Annotated in this window: 10 protein-coding genes; all 10 read left to right on the plus strand. The window is 40.5% G+C overall.

Features of this window, described 5'->3' with window-relative positions:
- Positions 1–108 precede the first annotated feature (108 nt).
- The 10 genes from FHX64_RS13850 to FHX64_RS13895 all read left to right on the plus strand — a co-directional run bounded on the left by FHX64_RS13850 (position 109) and on the right by FHX64_RS13895 (position 20,020).
- Entirely contained in the window at positions 109–3,426 is a 3,318-nt protein-coding gene (locus FHX64_RS13850) for a SusC/RagA family TonB-linked outer membrane protein (RefSeq protein ID WP_425487974.1), read from the plus strand.
- Positions 3,427–3,458: 32 nt separating this feature from the next.
- Positions 3,459–5,015: a RagB/SusD family nutrient uptake outer membrane protein gene (locus tag FHX64_RS13855; protein WP_183414428.1), complete on the plus strand. Its 1,557-nt coding sequence runs from the start codon at positions 3,459–3,461 to the stop codon at positions 5,013–5,015.
- 294 nt (positions 5,016–5,309) lie between these two features.
- On the plus strand, positions 5,310–6,809 hold the full coding sequence (locus FHX64_RS13860) for an exo-alpha-sialidase (RefSeq protein ID WP_343053519.1): 1,500 nt from the start codon (positions 5,310–5,312) through the stop codon (positions 6,807–6,809).
- A gap of 210 nt (positions 6,810–7,019) precedes the next feature.
- On the plus strand, positions 7,020–8,264 hold the full coding sequence (locus tag FHX64_RS13865) for an MFS transporter (RefSeq protein WP_183414430.1): 1,245 nt from the start codon (positions 7,020–7,022) through the stop codon (positions 8,262–8,264).
- A 58-nt stretch (positions 8,265–8,322) separates the two neighbouring features.
- Positions 8,323–10,326 (plus strand): family 20 glycosylhydrolase, encoded by a 2,004-nt coding sequence (locus FHX64_RS13870; RefSeq protein WP_183414431.1) that lies wholly within the window; start codon positions 8,323–8,325, stop codon positions 10,324–10,326.
- Positions 10,327–10,411: 85 nt separating this feature from the next.
- A complete protein-coding gene (locus FHX64_RS13875; protein WP_183414432.1) occupies positions 10,412–11,071 on the plus strand; it encodes a GDSL-type esterase/lipase family protein in 660 nt (219 codons plus the stop codon).
- A 2-nt stretch (positions 11,072–11,073) separates the two neighbouring features.
- Positions 11,074–13,140, plus strand: coding sequence for a GDSL-type esterase/lipase family protein (locus FHX64_RS13880; protein WP_183414433.1), 2,067 nt, complete (start codon positions 11,074–11,076; stop codon positions 13,138–13,140).
- 115 nt (positions 13,141–13,255) lie between these two features.
- The gene (locus tag FHX64_RS13885) at positions 13,256–14,437 is read left to right on the plus strand and encodes a cyclically-permuted mutarotase family protein (RefSeq protein WP_183414434.1); all 1,182 of its coding nucleotides are present in this window, start codon (positions 13,256–13,258) and stop codon (positions 14,435–14,437) included.
- A gap of 169 nt (positions 14,438–14,606) precedes the next feature.
- Positions 14,607–16,907: a family 20 glycosylhydrolase gene (locus FHX64_RS13890; RefSeq protein WP_183414435.1), complete on the plus strand. Its 2,301-nt coding sequence runs from the start codon at positions 14,607–14,609 to the stop codon at positions 16,905–16,907.
- Positions 16,908–17,785: 878 nt separating this feature from the next.
- On the plus strand, positions 17,786–20,020 hold the full coding sequence (locus FHX64_RS13895; protein ID WP_221202222.1) for a family 20 glycosylhydrolase: 2,235 nt from the start codon (positions 17,786–17,788) through the stop codon (positions 20,018–20,020).
- The last annotated feature ends 38 nt before the right edge of the window (positions 20,021–20,058 follow it).

Genomic DNA, 20,058 nt, shown 5'->3' on the forward strand with positions numbered 1-20,058 from the left:
CATATGAATAAATAGACTAAATAAAATGATTAAACATAGAACATCACAAAACATTATGCTATGAAAAATATTATTATGAATTTAAAAACCTTACAGAGTCATTATCATTTGCGAATGGTAATGATGCTATTTTTCTTCTCTTTCTGCATTATAGGGATGGCACAACAAAGAAAGATTTCCGGTGTAGTGAAGGATAATACCGGGGAGCCATTACCAGGGGTTAATGTAGTTATCAAAGGAACAACACAAGGAACCTTAACTGATTATAATGGGAAATTTAACTTGACTGTTCCGTCTGAAAAAACTATCCTTCAGTTTTCATTTATCGGATTTCAACCACAAGATATTCAAGTTGGAACACAAGAAACGTTTAATGTGACTTTAAGAGAAAAGAGTAAAGAATTAAGCGAGGTCGTTGTTACTGGTTACGGGGGGACACAGGTTAAGGCAAAATTAACAAATTCAATTTCGACAGTAAAGCCATCAGACTTAAAAATTGGTGTTTTTTCAAATCCTGCCCAAGCATTATCCGGAGCTATACCAGGTCTACGCGTTATTCAATCTTCAGGAAATCCTGGAGCAACTCCGAATATTATTTTACGCGGAGGTACCAATCTTGACGGGAGTGGATCTCCTCTGATTTTTGTGGATGGTGAATTACGATCAAGCTTAAGTGATATTAATCCTGACGATATTGCTTCCATTGATGTGTTAAAGGACGCAGGAGCTACTGCGATTTATGGAGCAAGAGCCAGTAATGGGGTTATTTTAGTTACTACAAAACATGGTCAGGCTGGGACATCGGAGGTTTCTCTCGATGTAAAAGTGGGATTAAACTATTTGAACTCCCCTTATCGCTTTATGAATGGGAAAGACTATTTATATTGGATGCGCATGGGCTATAAGAATGCTTCTCAAGTATGGCAATCTTCCAATGGGACCTGGAATGGTTTCACCAATATGTCAACTTTAAGTGCTGCTACTCCTTATGGAACAGGTAATCAGTATTTTGCTTCTGATGGGGTAACGCCTCTTGATGGGAATGTGACGTCTGCCGCTATTTGGAGCCCGATGCTTCTTAATGATCAAAATAAATTTTTGTTACAAAAAGGATGGAAGCAAATGACAGATCCTATTTATGGGAATCAGATTATTTATCAGGACTTTAATTGGCAAAAAGAGGCGTTCAATAGTCCTGCCTTAACGCAAGATTATTCATTGGGTTTTTCTGGCGGAAATGATAAAGGACATTATTACAACGGATTAGGGTACAATTATTCACAAGGATTACCAATTAATACCTATTATAAAAATCTTACCGATGTATTTAATGGTGACTACCGGATTAAACCGTGGTTATTATCTACAACGAATATAAATTTTGCAGAAGCAAAATGGAGAGACGCAGCGGTTACATCTGAAGCCAATTATTTCGGTCGGATGCTGAGTATGCCCCCCACTATGCGGATGTATAATGCCAATGGAGATTTAATTATGGGGAAAGGAGGAGGAGACGAAAATCCACGGTTTAATGATCCTAAATTTAAAAGAACAAATGTTACAGACAAATTCACGTTAGGGCAAAGTTTTAAAATTGACCTCATGAAGGATTTGTACCTGAAATTAAGTGGCACGTGGATGTATGATGAAGCTTATTATGAGGCTTTTAATCAGGATTATCTCCGTGCTCCAGGAGTTTGGAATACAACACGTTTTACTTCTTCTGAATTTGATAGAACGTTACGGCAAACTTATGATGCTATTGCTAATTATGATGTCAAGATTAATGATGTGCATTCTATAAGCGCTTTGTTAGGGTTTGAATTTTATGATACATACTCCTATGGAAATTATGCCTCTGGTTCAGGTGCCCCTACAGATGATTTTGCTGCCTTGCAATACACCTCCGCTCTCGCAAATATGAGAAATATTAGCTCTTATCATAATGAACAACGCATTATGTCATTTTTTGGTAGGATCAATTATGATTATATGGGGAAATATTTACTTGCTTTGACTGGCCGTCAGGATGGATATTCAAGTTTCGTCAATAACCGTTGGGGATTTTTCCCTGGCGTATCTGGAGGATGGGTATTTACAAAAGAAGCCTTTGTGAAAAATGTAAAGGATCTGACAAACATTCTTTCTTTTGGTAAATTGCGTTTAAGTTATGGGGTAAACGGAAATGCTTCGGGCATTGGTCCATATGATTTACAAGGGAGTTATAGTGCTGTAACTCCATACAACGGACAGGTAGGATTTCTTGTAGGAGGGATTCCTAATCCGAATTTACGTTGGGAACGATCCAATACATTCGAAACAGGTTTGGATTTTGGATTGTTTGACAACATTACCGGATCGTTTACCTTTTACAATCGAATAACAACTGATAAATATGCTACTATTCCATTGCCATCTACTTCGGGTATTTCCGGTATTATGTCAAATAACGGAACTTTAAGGAATAGAGGAGTTGAAATCGAACTTGGGTATAATATCTTAAATAAAGGTGATTGGAAATGGAATGTAAATGCGAACATATCATACAATAATAATACAATTCTTAAATTACCTGATAACGGGTTGCCGAAAAATCGACAAAATGCATTTCAGGTATATGATCCCAGAACAGGAAATCTAATTTGGGTTGGTGGCTATCAAGAAGGGCAAAGCCCTGATGCTTTGTATGCCTATAAAGCCCTTGGAATATACAAGGATCAGGCACAAGTAGAAAAATTGGCAGGCAATCTCATTGATATGTCGGTTGGAAACAATGGCAGTAATAATAGAATATTATATGGGCCTGATCAATGGGCGCAACTAACTGATGCTCAAAAAGCAAAAGGCCTCCCCATTATTCCTGGTGATGTTATTTGGGAGGATGTAAACCACGATGGGAAAATAGATCAGTATGACATGGTTAAAGTTGGAAATACAACTCCACGTTGGATTGGTGGGTTGAATACTACCCTTTCCTGGAAAGATTTTTCTTTATTCGTACGTACTGATTATGCCTTAGGTTTTGTTCAATATGACAACCAAACGCCTTGGTTTATGGGAGATATGCAGGGGACTTATAATTCTATCATTGCGACAAAAGATACCTGGACACCTTCTAATCCCAATGCAAAATATCCTATATATACTTGGGCAGATCAATTAGGATATCGAAATTATGCACGTCAGTCTAGTATGTTTGTTTATAGTGGAGATTATCTTGCTTTTCGTGAGGTTTCTTTAAGTTATGCACTTCCTAAGAATATTCTCAGTAAGCTTGGAATACAACAAATAGTTTTGTCTATTACAGGTCAAAATCTTGGATACTTAACGGCTTCGAAGCTTTATTCTCCTGAGGCTACAGGATCAGTGGGAGCAGGATATTCGTTGCCACGAACTTTTATCCTCGGCGCAAATATAAAATTCTGATTTAATTCTTTTTATAGCTAAAATATATGAATATGAAAAAGTTAATTATATATTTCATAGGGATAGTCTCTGTAATTGGATTAAATTCCTGTAATTCACTGAACTTATCTCCTATTGATTATTTTGGTAGCGGGAACTACTGGAGTAATGAAGCTCAGGTCTCCAGTTTTATGGTTGGGTTACATTCTCAATTGAGAAACCAATATCAATATCTGTTTTTGTTGGGAGAAGCCAGAGGTGGAACCCTTAAAAATGGGACCTCTTCTCAAAATACATCTATTAATTATAGTAGCCCAATAATAGTTAATGCTTTTACAAATGCTGCTACTGGAGTAACTAATTGGTGTGGTTTTTACGGACCAATCTTGGACATAAACTTATTTATTAATGAGGTGGAAAATAACTGTAAGTTTTTGCCTACGGCAGATAAAGATTATTTTTTGGGGCAGGCATATGGATTAAGAGCTTTCTATTATTTCCTGCTTTATCGTACTTATGGAGGAGTGCCAATTGTGACCAAACCGGATGTAATGAATGGTGTAACAAATGCAAAAGATCTATATGTCAAGCGGAATACCGCGAAAGAAACCATGGATTTTATTAAGAGTGACATAGATAAATCAATTGCAGATTTTGGTACAAATACAACGATTAATGGGAATAAATCTCAATGGTCGTTAGCCGCATCATTAATGCTAAAAGGAGAGGTATATCTGTGGTCAGGGAAAGTTACAACTGATGATCAATCTCCTGCTGCTAATAATGCGGATATTCAAACGGCTGAATCAGCCTTGCTTCAAGTTAAGGGAATGGGATTTTCATTAATGCCGAATTTCAAGGATGTAATTCCGTCCAAAGGGAATAATGAAATCATTTTTGCATTACGTTTTGCAGATGGAGAAGCCTCCAATTGGTATAACAATTTTTTATATCAAGACAATGTATTTCTCAATCAAGTGTATGGCAGGAATGGACAATTGATTTCCAAGGATACACTTAATCTGAAAAGTACAGGGATACAAAGGGAGGAGTATAAAAATGAGTTTTGGCAGAGTTTTGATTCTACAGATACCCGGCGTGATATAACCTTCATGGATTATTACAATAATTCAGGACAATTGATTGGTAGCGTTATGAAGAAATTTATCGGCATAATTAACAGTACGGGGAATCGCGTGTATGTTGATGATATACCTGTGTTTAGATATGCTGAGACTCTTTTAATGTTAGCCGAATGCGAGAATATGCTTGGGCATGACCCTTCTCAGTATATCAATGAAGTTAGACAACGCGCTTATGGAGTAAATTGGGATTCTGCGAAGTATGGCTGTACCAATCAGGGTTTTGCTCAAAATGAGCTGGCTATTCTCCATGAATATGATAAGGAGTTTGTTGGCGAAGGGCAGCGCTGGTTTGATCTTGTTAGAATGCATGATGCAAGTGGGAATTCACTGGCATTCTCGAGCGCCGCGGATTATCCTGCTACTAGCCCGGTATTGGAGTCGTCTGAAAGTTATATGTTGCTGTGGCCAATAGATGTAAATACATTAAATGGCAACCCATTATTGACACAAAATCCTGGTTATTGATAAAATCGAATAGATTCAATTATTTTAGAATTAAAGGGTTGGGGAAAACCTAACCTTTTAATTCTAATTTTGCTATAGATTAAAAATTCAGTTACTCATAGTGTCCCTCTCAAATTAGTGGTTGAACACTAATCAACTAGATTCTTCATGTGAATTGTAAGTAAAACATCAAAATCTATATCGATGAAACGAGCTTTCCTAATAAATTTCTTAGTCTTTTTGGGAATATTGAGTACCTATAGTTGCAATAAAGTCTTTTCTCAATCACCAAATATTAGTCAAATACAGAATATTGTGCTTACGAAAGATAATGATTTTACTGGTAGGGGGAATGACAATGAAATTATTGCCGGTGTTCTATTTTATTTAAATAGCTCTTCCCCAGTTGCGTGTAAATCGATTAGCTTTAGTATGAACGGTACTTCAAAATTAAATGATGTTGACTCTATAAAAATTTATTCTACCGGTGCAACAAACCATTTGGATCCACGCACTACGGCGGATGCATCTTTGTTGGGCACAGCTACTCCCCAAAATGGTGAAATAGTATGCAGTACCAATGGAATTTTTCCTCCTGGGACCAATTATCTTTGGTTGACATATCACATCAAAGGAACGGCAACCGAAGGGGACACCGTAACCGCTTCTTTCTTATCTTTGACAACAGCAAATGAAGTTTATAAAATCACCCAATTTCAACCTCAAGGAGGACGTGTGATTTTGTTGTCCCGTAAATTAATGTATGCTCCGGGAGATTTAGGTTCTGCAAATTATAGGATTCCTGCTATTCTGACTGCTCCCGATGGCTCGATTATCTTGGCTAATGATAAACGTAAAGATAACCAAGGTGATTTGCCCAATGATATTGATGTGATGATTACCAGGAGTATAAACGGAGGTCAGACATGGTTGGCTCCAGTTACGATAGCTCAAGGGCAAGGGGTGGGGAAAGGTTACGGAGATGCAAGTCTTACATTAGCTCCCAACGGAGATATTATTTGTGTTTTTGTTGGTGGTCCTGGATTAGCTGCATCTACCCCTACTAATCCTTTGCGAACCTATATTTGCAGGAGTAGCAACAATGGACAAACATGGACATCCCCTAAAGATATTACGGATCAGTTGTATGGAAGCGGTTGTTCTGACCCGATCAGGAAATTATGGTATGCCTCTTTTTGTGCTTCAGGAAGGGGGTTGTTAACACATTCAGGGCGCATAATGCTGGTAGCGGCTGTTCGTGAAACAAGTAGCAGTAAACTTTCAAATTTTGTATATTATTCGGATGATAACGGATATACATGGAACGTTTCAGACCGAGCCATGCTTGGAGGAGATGAAGCAAAAGTAGCCGAGTTGAATAATGGGAATATTTTAATGAGTATCAGGCATGACGGTGGAGGGGCTCGTTACTATAATCTATCCTCAGATAATGGGGTCACATGGGGAGCTGTATCTTCATGGCCGGAATTAACAGAACCTGGTTGTAACGGTTCTTTAATACGTTATACCTCTACAAAAGACGGCTATGATAAGAACCGCCTTTTGCATTCAATTCCTAATGACGCTACTTTTCGGGATAATGTTTCTGTTTTTGTGAGTTATGACGAAGGGAAAACATGGCCTGTTAAGAAATCCATTTGTACCGGAAGTTCAGCCTATTCTTCATTGACAATCTTACCTGATGGAACGATTGGGGCTTATGTAGAAGAAAATGATCCAATCTCATTGTATTTTATCAACTTTTCATTGAGTTGGCTGACAAATGGAGTTGATGTTTTTACGAAACCAAAGTAATAAAATAGACTTCGGCAATTGACATTCTAATAATGTCATGTTTTTTGGAGATGTAAGTTGATACTATGTACATGGTTTGCAAATTTTCTCATTAATAGTGCTTTATACCCTATTTGTTGTGCTTGAATAGGGATACGAACATTTTCCCATGAGACGCTTAACGTTTCACTCAATTTTATTTATAACTTATATATCAAGATTTATATAGACATGAAAAACCACCTCACTTCTTCCTATGCCTGGTATATTGTCGGGATGTTATGGGTTATTGCAATGCTGAATTATCTGGATCGTGTTATGCTTACCACAATGCACGATTCGTTGGTTGCCAGCATACCTATGGACAATAAACAATTTGGGGCATTGACTTCTGCTTTTTTATGGGTTTATGGCATTAGCAGCCCATTAGGGGGGTTTCTGGCAGATAAATTCAGCCGTAAGAAAATTATATTGTTCAGTTTATTTGTATGGACATTAGTTTCGCTAGGGATGGGATATGTTCATACTTATTCCGAATTATTGTTTTTGAGGTCAATTATGGGCATTGGAGAGGCATTTTATATCCCTGCTGCTTTGGCGTTAATTGTTGATTATCATAAACAGAGTACCCGGTCCTTGGCCACAGGTATTCACATGAGCGGCTTATATACGGGGTATATTTTAGGTGGCTTGGGTGGATTTATTGCTCAATATTTTGGATGGCGTTATGGGTACCATTTTTTAGGTATTTTTGGAGTTATCTATATCATATTGATGGCTTTCTTTTTACATGATTTTTCAGGTACCACGCAAAAGAAAACACATGAGGCAGAGGTGCCCTCGGTGGAACCGCCCCAAAATTCAATCCGTTTTTTATCTTCATTTGGTTCTCTAATTAAAAATCCTTCTTTCCTTTTACTGGTCAGCTATTTTAGTTTGTTGGGAGTGGCGTTTTGGGTTATTACAGGCTGGTTGCCCCTCTTTTTAGAAGAACATTTTAAATTAAGCGTAGGGGTTGCCGGCATTTCTGCTACATTATACATTCAGATTGCCTCCTTTGCCGGAATCCTTATAGGGGGGACTTTATCTGACCATTGGATTAAAAGGTCGATTAAAGGGAGGATATACCTTCCGGTAATAGGTTTTGTACTTGCAACACCGGCTCTTTTTGTCACGGCAACTACTAATATATTCGTGCTTGCTATTGTTGGACTAAGTATTTTTGGTGTAGCAAGAGGATTTTCAGATTCTAATTTAATGCCTATTTTATGTCAGGTAATTGATGATCGTCTTCGTGCTACAGGCTATGGCATCCTCAATTTCCTTTCTACGATTTGCGGTGGAACGATGATCTATATTGCAGGATTTCTGAAAGATGCACATGTGGACTTATCGGTGGTCTTTATCATTGCTTCAGGGTGCCTCCTATTGGCTTCCGCTTCTTTGTATTTTGTGAAACCCCGTACACAAGAGTAACCAGCAGTAAATCTCTTGAATATCTGGCGTTTATTCAGAATAAATATCATTAGATGTTATGCGAAGTTTTTGGATATTGTTATTGTTGTGTTTCCCCGGGATACTGTTGGGGCAGAAAGCTGTTTTACTTCCCAACCCACAATATTTTACAATCAATTATAGATATTTCCCTATAGACGGAGGCGTAACTTTAAAGGTTAGTCCTTCCGATTCAGCGACACAAAAAATGGCGACTGGTTTTTTATCTTCTCTTGGGATGCCACTATCGAGACGAGAAACCGGATATGATGTTATCATTCATAAAGTTTCTAATATTAAGCAAGCAAGGGTGAATAAAAAAGAAGCTTACCGGTTGCATGTAGGGAACCGACATGTTATTATAGAAGCCATAGATAATGAAGGCGTGTACCGGGGGCTTCAAACAATTCATCAGTTGATCATTAAAAAAAGGGGGAAGAGATTAATAGAAGGGTGTGATATAACCGACTGGCCTGCTTTTCGGATAAGGGGGTTTATGCAAGATGTAGGCCGGGGATTTATTCCTGTCTCTGAACTGAAAAAAGAATTAGCACTACTGTCATATTACAAGATTAATGTGTTTCAATGGCATTTAACGGAAGATATTGCATGGCGTCTTGAAATAAAGCAATATCCTGAATTAACGGATTCAACATCAATGACGGCTCTTAAAGGAGATTTTTATACTCCTTCTGAGGTTAGGGATTTGTTAGCTTTCTGCAAAGAGCATTATATCACGATTATTCCTGAGATAGATATGCCGGGACATAGCGATGCTTTTACCCGTGCGTTTCATTGCAATATGCAAAGTGCAGAAGGGATGAAAATATTGAAGCCCATCATGAAAAATGTCTGTTCCCTGTTTTCAGATGTCCCTTATATTCATATTGGTACTGATGAGGTCAAATTCCAGAGTCCGGCTTTTGTCCCTTCCATGGTAACTTATCTGCATTTCTTAGGTAAAAAAGTAATAGCCTGGGATCCTGGTTGGCACTTTAAGGCCGGCGGTATTGATATGGTTCAGCTTTGGGCAAATGGAGTTCCTCCTATAGGTGTTCCTGCAATTGATTCCCGTTATTATTACTTAAATCATTTTGACCCGTTTGCCGATTTGTCTTCTGTCTTTTTTTGTAAGATATTAGGGCACTCTATTGGAAACGATACGTTGGCGGGAGCTATTGCATCTGTTTGGAATGACCGGGTAATTACTCCCACCAGAAAGTTACTTTTGGTAAATAGCTTCTATCCTGTTATGCTAACCCTGGCAGAACGAGGATGGAGAGGTGGAGGGATGGCTCCCTATGCTCAGATTGGGACTCGAATGCCCCCAAAGGGAAGTTTCTGGTATCGTCGTTTCGTTGATTTTGAAAATCGGTTGTTATATCAGAAGCGTCATACATTGCATGGAGAACCATTCCCTTATGTACGCCAGTCGAACATAATATGGAATATTACAGACCCATTCCCCAATGGAGGAAATTTGGAGAAAAAATTCCCTCCAGAAGTGAAGTTACAGCGAACATATTTGTTTCAGGGGAAAAAATATGGGACAAAAGAAGTTGTTGGGGCAACTGTTTATTTGCGGCATACCTGGGGACCTCAGATTTCTCCTACTTTTTATAAAGATCCACAATCTGATTGTACCGCTTATGCATACACATGGGTATATTCTCGTATTTCACAAAATATTGGTGCTTTTGTTGAGTTTCAGGATTATAGTCGTTCGGAACATGATACTCCGCCTCCACAGGGAGCGTGGGACTTTAAGGGAAGCAAGGTTTGGATTAATGGGAAACCTATCTTACCCCCTGTTTGGTATCGGGGTTCCGATCCATCATTAATGAATGAAAATAGTTTCTCCCGTCCCCCTATATCGGTTTCTCTGAAGAAAGGATGGAATAAGATACTGTTAAAACTTCCGGTGGGAAGCTTTACTACGAAACAAGTACGACTTGTCAAATGGATGTTTTCTTTTGTGCTTGTTACGCAGGATGGATCTGATGCTATTCCAAACATCAGCTATTCTCTTGATAGATCTAAATAGGGACTTGTCCTATAAAGGTTGCTACAGCGAAAAATTATACAGATTGAATGTAGATACAATGTTTAACTAATTAATTGTTTGAGTTATGAAAACAGTTTTGGTTTCTATTTTTGTTTTATGTAATGTGTGGTTGTTGCAAGCAAATCCACATCAGTATTCAACATTTTATTATCAACGGGCAACGCTTTTTGCACAATTGCCGGTTTATTCTTCGGATATTATCTTTTTGGGAAACAGTATTACCAATGGATGTGAGTGGAGTGAATTATTCAATAACAAACATGTTAAAAACAGAGGAATCAGTGGAGATATCGTTCAGGGCGTTTATGATCGGCTGGAGCCGATCTTAAAAGGGCAACCGGAAAAAATTTTTCTGTTGATAGGGATTAATGACCTTGCAAGAGGTACATCTCCTGATAGTGTTGTAAGAGGGATTCATAAAATTGCGGATCGGGTTAAACGTGAATCTCCCAGAACCAAATTATTTATACAAAGTCTTTTACCTGTGAATAATACCTTTAGCACGTTTAAAGATCACACATCCAAGGGGCAGGAGGTGATTGATACAAATAAAATGCTTCAGGCTTTATGTCTGAAAAAACATTTGACTTATATCGATTTGTATGATTCATTTAAAGAGCCAGGAGATGATAAAATGAACCCTAAATATACAAACGATGGTCTTCATTTGTTAGGCCCGGGATATCTTCTTTGGAAGAAAATAATCATTCCTTATATTAGGTAACTATGAGATCATATTTATTGTTTCTGACTTTAATAATAAGTGCCTCTTTGTTTGGGCAACAGAAAATAAAAGTTGCATGCATCGGCAATAGTGTTACCTACGGGTATACGATACATAATCGTGAAACAAATTGTTATCCGACTCAATTACAATTGCTTTTAGAGAAAGAGTATGACGTCAGAAACTTTGGAAAATCAGGGGCTACATTGCTTTATCAGGGACATCGGCCTTATGTTGCCCAGAAAGAATTTCAAGAGGCTATGCATTTTGCTGCCGACCGGGTCATTATAGATCTTGGTTTAAATGATACCGACCCACGTGATTGGCCTAATTATGGAGGTAGTTTTATCCCTAATTATTTGTCATTGATAGATTCTTTGCGAAAAGTAAATCCTTTCTGTAAAGTTTGGATTTGCCTGATGACGCCTATATCACCACTGCATCCCCGTTTTGAAGCGGGAACTTTGACGTGGTATGATCTGATTCAAAAATGCATTAGGAAAGTAGCATCAGTGGCACACACAGGCCTCATCGATTTTAAGTCTCCATTGTTTGATCGTCCCGATCTGTTCAATGATGTGGTGCATCCCAATGCGGAAGGAGCAAAATTGCTTGCACAACGGGCATATCAAGCTATCTCCGGAAATTTTGGCGGGCTTCAGATGCCAGTTACTTATTCCGATAATATGGTGCTGCAACGCAATACTCCTATTGTCATACGCGGGATTGCGAACTATAGGGATACAGTGGTTGTCAGGATAGGTGCTCAGGAGAAAAAAGCTATAACGGATGCAAATGGACATTGGAACGTCCAGCTATCTCCCATGAAGGCGGGTGGTCCGTATGAATTATCGGTTAAAACGACAGCCAAATCGCTTCTTTTTAAGAATGTAATGGTTGGAGAAGTGTGGCTTTGTTCAGGGCAATCCAATATGGCTTTCCCTTTGGGAGCTGCTATCGGAGGCCAGGCTGAGGTAAATCATCCTGATCAACACCTGCGTGTTTTGAATCTCCTCCCTAAATATCCTACAGATAATGTGGCATGGGATTCTTTTGCCTTGTCGCAGATTAATAAGCTGCATTATTATCAACATACTCAATGGAGTTTTCTCTCGGGCAAGAATGCTGCTCAGGTTTCCGCTGTCGCGTATTATTTTGGAAAGATGTTGGCAGATAGCTTGCACGTGACCGTTGGTTTGATATGTAATGCAATCCCTGGTTCGGATATTGCATCCTGGATTGATAGGTCATCTCTTGAACATAATTCCCATCTTGTCAATTTATTCTTTCATTGGCGGACAAACCCCATGTTCCAGGATTGGGTTCAACAAAGAACTGATACCAATCTGGCCCTTTCAAAAAATCCTTTGCAACGCCATCCTTACGAACCATGTTATGCATATGAGGCAGGAATCCTTCCATTAGATACATTCTCCATCAGAGGCGTTATCTGGTATCAGGGAGAATCTGATGCCCAAAATATGGAACTATATGAAGAAACCTTCCCCTTATTGATTCAAAGCTGGAGGCAGGTGTGGAAAAAATCTCTCCCCTTTTATTTTGTCCAGCTCCCAAGTCTGGACCGTCCCAGTTGGACGAATTTCCGAAATGCCCAGCGCATTATGGCACAAGAAATACCTAACATTTACATGACGGTGTCTTCCGATGTTGGTGACTCTCTGAATGTACACCCCAGAAATAAACGTCCGGTAGGAGAACGGTTAGCTTGTAGTGCTTTGTATTATCTTTACAAACATCCGGTAATCCCATCGGGACCCATATTTCAGTCGGTGACATTTCGCAAATCAATTGCTATTTTGCATTTTAAGTTTGCGAAGGGGCTAAGAAGTGCCGACGGGAAGCCATTACGTACTTTTGAAGTTGCCGGACAGGATGGTGCTTACTATTCTGCCAAAGCTACTATCGTAGGGAATACTGTCCAGGTATTTTCTCCCAGGGTTAAGAATCCGGCGTATGTTCGTTATGGCTGGACGCCTTATACGAGAGCTAATTTGGTAAATAAGGCAGGATTTCCTGCTTCTACATTTAAAACAGGGGATATTTTTTAATTTATGTGTTTATAATTTGTTTTTAAAAGGGCACATGGAACCTGCATGTTAATCGTATCATATCCTTGAATGTAAATAGGGTACATGCTCGTTTCTTATTAACCGGTTATTTAAGATGGCAAAGAAAGTAGGCATACGTTTGTTCGCTTTGTTTTTGATTGGATTCCCTTATTGTGTGAAAGGGATCAATATCCGATGGAAGGAGTTACCGGATTTATCGGTAGGTACAAATCGAACTCAAGGAATCTCCGGGGCTTTTGCGGGAACGATAGATGGCATTTTATTTGTTGCAGGAGGGGCAAATTTTCCTAATACCTCGGTTGCCGATGGCGGATCAAAAGTATTTTATAAATCTGTATATTGCCTTCGGGAGGGTTCCCAGCCAAACAAAGGATGGAAACCATGCGGAACCCTCCCTTATCCTGTTGGTTATGGCGTTTCTATAACTTTACCGAATGGAATCCTGTGCATTGGGGGATGTAATACGAATCACAAATTTTCGAATGTCCTATTATTAAAATGGGATAAACAGATGCAACATTCTGTTGTTCAGCCTTTACCATCCCTCCCTTTTACCTTTGATAATATGACAGGTGCTAAAGTCGGAAATTATATTTATGTTGGGGGAGGTAATGCTAATGGAAAGGCCTGTAATTTTTGCTTCCGATTGGATCTTGGTAATATAAAAAATGGATGGCAGGCTCTTGCTTCATTCCCTGGTGCTCCACGGGTACAACCGGTGGGAGTAGGACAGAAAATGAACGGAGAAGATTGCTTTTTCCTGTTAGGCGGTTATACCCCCTATTCTGATACTATTCAGGGAACAGTTAATACCAATGGATATGTCTTTATCCCGTCATTAAACAGATGGCGGGAAATCAAGTCTCCTCATTTATTCAATCAAGACATCTCCATTGCTGGTGGATCAGGAATGGCTTTCCTAAACAGGTATATTATATGTTTTGGTGGTGTTAATAAAACAATTTTTCGGTATGGACTCTTGATTGATCACCAATTAATGGAAGCGAAGGCTGCCAGAAATGAATCGGAAGTTAAAAGACTTTCATCCCAACAGAAAAAGTATCTTTCACATGATGTCCAATGGTACCAATATAATCCTGATGTCTTGATTTATGATGTTAAATTGAAACAATGGGAATGCCTTGGCCAAACTGAACATACAGCACGGGCAGGAGGTGCATTAATAACCAACAAAAAGAGTTTTATTATAGTTGGAGGAGAACTAAAACCAGGGATTCGATCTGCGAATGTTTATCAAGGGCATATAGAAGAGTGAATCCTGAAACTTTGATGTTGTTTTTTGAAAATGAATTCTCAAAAAATATTTTGATAAAAAAGTTGATTTGTAATATAGGAGAATGAGTAAAATTGGGAGATAGATGCTCTATATATGATTATGCCTTATCTTTAATGATAGTATTTAAGTCTAATAAATAATCTTGATTATGAAACGAATTTCCACTTATTTTGTTTTAGTAGCTACATTATTGCTTATGCATATGGAGGGAGCCCGGTCGATGATCAATGTAGTGCCGCGCCCCAATTATGTAAAAGAAACATCGGGTGTTTTTACCTTCCGGCAAGGCATGCAGGTATATTCACCGGGACACAGCGGAGCAGCCGCATTGCTGGAAAGGAAACTCTCCACAGCCGCAGGGATCCGATTGCGCCATGGAACAAATAAACAATCTGCCATTACCATGGAGATTGATACCAGTGCCATACAATCCCCGGAAGGCTATCAATTAAGCGTAACGCCGCATCACATCCTGCTGCAAGCCTCTACGGAGACAGGGCTCTATTACGGTGTGCAAACGCTGTTGCAGTTACTGCCACCCCAGATTGAAAGCCCCTGTTATACCAAAGCAAGATGGCAAGCCCCCTGTGTCCAGATCAAAGACGCGCCCGCCTTTCGCTACCGGGGCATCATGCTGGACGTATGCCGCCATTTCCTTCCGGCGGAGCGCATCAAGAAGATACTGGATGTAATGGCAATGTATAAAATGAATCGATTTCACTGGCACTTGACCGATGACCAGGGATGGAGGATCCAGATCAAGCGCTATCCGAAGCTTACCCAGATCGGATCAACCCGTATAGGAGACGATGGGAAGCCATATGGCGGATACTATACCCAGGATCAGATAAGGGAAATTGTAAAATATGCAGCCGCACGCCATATCACAGTCATCCCGGAAATAGAGATGCCGGGGCATGCATTAGCCGCCTTGTCAGCTTACCCGCAATATTCGAATACAGGAGGACCATTTAAGCCACGTACGGTCTGGGGCGTAGAAGAGAATGTCTATAATCCGGCCAACGACTCGGTATACACTTTTTTATCGAACATTTTAGACGAAGTGTGCACCCTGTTTCCTTCCCAATATATTCATATAGGAGGAGACGAATGCCCCAAAAACAGGTGGAAAGAGAGCCCGCAATGTCAACTTCTTATGAAAAAAGAGGGATTAAAGAACGAAGAAGAATTACAGAGCTATTTCGTCAAGCGGATGGAAAAGATTGTAGCAAAGAAAGGAAGGAAGATCATTGGATGGGACGAAATATTGGAAGGCGGCATAGCTCCTTCAGCCACCATCATGTCATGGAGAGGGGAGCAAGGCGGGATCGATGCCGCCAATGCAGGACATGACGTGATTATGACCCCCGGCTCCGTATTATATCTGGATCACTATCAGGGAAGCCCCTTATGCGAACCCGTTAAAATCGGAGGTCTGACCACCCTGCAACAAATGTATGCCTACAATCCGATCCCCAAAGCCATTTCCCCGGCCATGAAACACCATGTATTGGGGTTACAGGGCAACCTGTGGTCTGAATACCTGTATACCCCCGACGAGTTCGAATACCAACTCTTCCCAAGAGCATTGGCCGTGGCCGAGACAGGGTGGACACAACCGGAGAATAAAAATACAGACGACTTTATCCGCAGGATGGATGACCAGCAAATCCGCCTGGACGAACACCATATCCATTACTACATTCCGATGCCCGAGGGCAATCTGAATTACATGGAATTTACCGATTCCCTTCGGTTACCCTTTACCACGAACCGACCGGTCCGCGTAGTCTATACCCTTGACGGCACCACTCCCACAGGAGAATCAAAAACCTATACTACTCCCATTTTAATCACCAAAACCACGACGTTAAAACTACGAACCATCTTACCCCAGGGAAAGATGAGTGCAGTCCGGACGATCCATTTAACCAAGACATCCTCCATGCAGGGGATAGCTACCCTGCCCAACACCCAAGCAGGCATCCGGCTTCGTTATACGGGACAAGGATACTATACCCGGACTAGCCAACTCACAACAGTCAAACAATGGAAGGACACGATTGTTTCGAATCCCAATCAATTTTTCAACTTGGTACCTACCTATACCGATGGGAAGAGTTATCCTGGAGAGCCCCGGGGAGCCGCCATCCTCACAGGGTATCTTCACATTACAGACCCGGGAGAATACAGGCTCCACAGCAATGCGGATGTCCTGTGGATTAACGGGAAGAAGCTGATTGATAATGAAGGGCAAATTAAGAAGTTTGTACGGACAGATATAGCCGTTCCATTCACAAATGGATATTATCCGGTAAAGATGATCATATTGAACAATATCTTGGGAGGCGTTCCTGCTTCATGGGCAGACTTTCATATCACACTGGCCAAATGGGACACTACTAATGAGGATCAGGAATTGAAGATTGGGCCTGTTGTCTATAAATGAATGATTAAGGAAGAATAAGAATTGATTGAATACTTTTGACTTTAAAAAAACAGAGATAGCAAGATACCTGTGGATAGAGCATGCGATGAATGGGAAGGGACATTCCTTTCGTTTTATAATAACTAGAGAATGTTGGCAGTATCGTGTTATTGATCTATTTGTTTATATATAATGCGAATTAAGAGTTGGTATTAAAGAATCAAGTGAATGAAAGCAGCTGCAATTCTTCCGCAGAGAAAGGATAACAATTCTTTTGTAGAGCGCACTTTGGAGGCTTTCTGAATATTAGTTGTTTCAATAAGCCAATTGAATTGCTATTCAATTAGTTGTCTGATAGAAGATACGGTCTTTGAAAACAAATCATTATAAGCCTTATATCTTTGTTTTTCCAGTTTAGATTGCCCTTTGATATCTTTAATTGGTGTCAACATAATGGAATTGTTCAAATGTTTCATATTTTGTCATAATTTAATATTAATATAGATTTTATTGCCAAAATAGATGTTATTTTTCAAATATGGAGTTATCCCTTTAAGATGAGGCAGGTCATTTTCAGATGCTTTCGTAAAAACGCAACTGCTGGGGATGAGGCAAAGAACCTTTATGGTAATAACCTAAAGCGTGTAACTTTAAGCTATAATAGAAAATATCTTTGGTAGAACAATAGCCCCCCTGTCTGTAATTTCTTTGGCAACCCGGGGCGTTCTTTTCCCAGAACCAGTAATAATAGACATAGAGTCAATTAATTTGAGAGAAATAGCATATGAATCTCCTTTTTTAATAAAATACCCATGAACACATTTCTTATTTTTAGATTCCGATATGGATTGATGCTACTCATTCTGGTCCTATGTAATTTTATAGTACAAGGGCAATCGATGTCAAATTCAGAGCGTTATCCGATCATTCCCTATCCGGCTAAACTGATTCCGGAGACAGGAGCATTTACCATCAATGCCAACACTACCCTTTATATAGAGGATAAAGCTTTCGGGCAGGACGCCTCAGATTTGATCGCATTAATTAAGCATGTAGGAGGAATCACCCTGCATAAGGGGCATGCCATGCCGAACAATTGTATCGTATTAAAGAAAGACACCAGCATCATCAATCCGGAAGGCTATACCCTTTTGATTACTTCCGCCAGGGTCATACTCTCGGCCCGGACACCTACGGGGCTGTTTTGGGGGATTGAAACGATCCGGCAGTTGCTTCCGCCATCAAATGATCCCGGGATCAAGGAAGCGAAAGAACTACACATCCCGGCTGTGAGCATTGAAGACCATCCCGCCTTTGCATGGCGTGGCATGCATCTGGATGTAGTACGCCATTTCTTTTCGGAAGCCTATTTGAAGAAGTTTATCGACCGGATGGCCTTCTACAAGCTCAATAAGCTGCATCTGCACCTCACGGACGACGAAGGGTGGCGCATCCAGATAAAGAGATATCCGGAGTTGACAAAGCAAGGCGCCTGGCGAACCTTTGACGCCCATGACTCAGCCTGCATGCGCTTATCGAAAGACAATCCGGATTTTGCCATTGACCCCAGCCACATCATACACCGGGATGGGAAGACACTCTATGGAGGCTATTACACACAAAAACAAATGCGGAACATCATCCGGTATGCCGCAGCAAGGCACATCACCATTATCCCCGAACTGGACATGCCCGGACACATGATGGCAGCCATTAAGATCTTCCCCGATTTAAGCTGTACAGGGAAAGCCGGGCATGGGGCAGTATTTTCGGAACCCTTATGCCCCTGCCAGGAAAAGACCTACCAGTTTGCAGAAAATGTATATAAAGAGATCTTTACCCTTTTCCCCTCCAGGTATGTCCATATCGGAGGAGACGAAGTAGACAAAACCACATGGGCCAACTGTCCTGCATGCAAGACACTGATGCAGAAAGAAGGATTAACCAATGTATCCCAGTTGCAAAGCTATTTTATAAAGCAAATGGAACAGTTTTTCCATGCCCATGGCAAGCGACTGGTAGGATGGGATGATATCCTGGAAGGCGGGATAGACACCAGTGCAATGATCATGTATTGGAGGACATGGGTGCCAAAAGCCCCAATAGAAGCAGCAGAAAACGGGAACAAAGTGATTATGGCACCGGGTGAACCCCTCTATTTTGATCGGTTTCCGGATAAGAACTCCCTATACAACATATACCATTTCAATCCCTATCCTAATGGTCTGGATGCACAAGCAAAGAAAAATATTATTGGTATTCAAGCTTGTGTATGGACAGAGCGAATCCCTTCGGAAAAGCGTGCTGATTATATGACCATGCCCCGCATGACGGCCCTGGCAGAAGTAGCCTGGACAAATACCCCAAAGGATTATAACTCCTATTTGGAACGCTTACAAAAGCAGTATTACCGTTGGGATTTGCAGCATATCCATTACCGTTTGCCCGACCTGTCTGGATTTGCAGATCATAACGTTTTTATCGACAGCACCCTGTTAACCGTAAAGAAACCCTTGGCAGACATGCATATCCATTACACCTTCAATGGAGAGATCCCCACCCAGCAATCCCTCCTCTTACCGGCCCATTTGCCCATCCATCATACGGAAACCATTAAGTTGGCGGCTTATACACCACAAGGGAACAGGGGAGATACCTATACAGTACAATATACCCAAGAGACTTATATCCCTCCGGTAAAATTAGAAAACTCACTTAGCCAAGGGTTGAAATGTATCTATTACATTGGGCAGTTTGATAATACAAAAGGAATGATGCACTCCACTCCGGCATACACCTATCAGGTCAATACGATTCAAGTCCCCCCGGATATCAAGGCGCCGGCCTTTGGTTTACAGTTCCGCGGCTACCTGCACATATCACAAACCGGCATATACTGTTTTACCCTCACCTCGGACGATGGAAGCATGCTCTACATTGACGGGAAAACCGTAGTAGCCAATGACGGGCTGCACAGTGCTACAGAGCGAGACGGGGAGATCGCATTACAAAAAGGAGAACACCCCATCTCCCTTGATTTTATAGAAGGCGGCGGAGGATACACCCTGCATTTGCAATACAATAAAGAAGGAGAAGCACCACAAGATATCCCATCCCTCATGTTGGGACATTAACCTCCGGGCACAAGCAGAAATGATTGAAAGTACATAAT

The organism is Microbacter margulisiae (assembly GCF_014192515.1).
Lineage (GTDB): Bacteria > Bacteroidota > Bacteroidia > Bacteroidales > Paludibacteraceae > Microbacter > Microbacter margulisiae.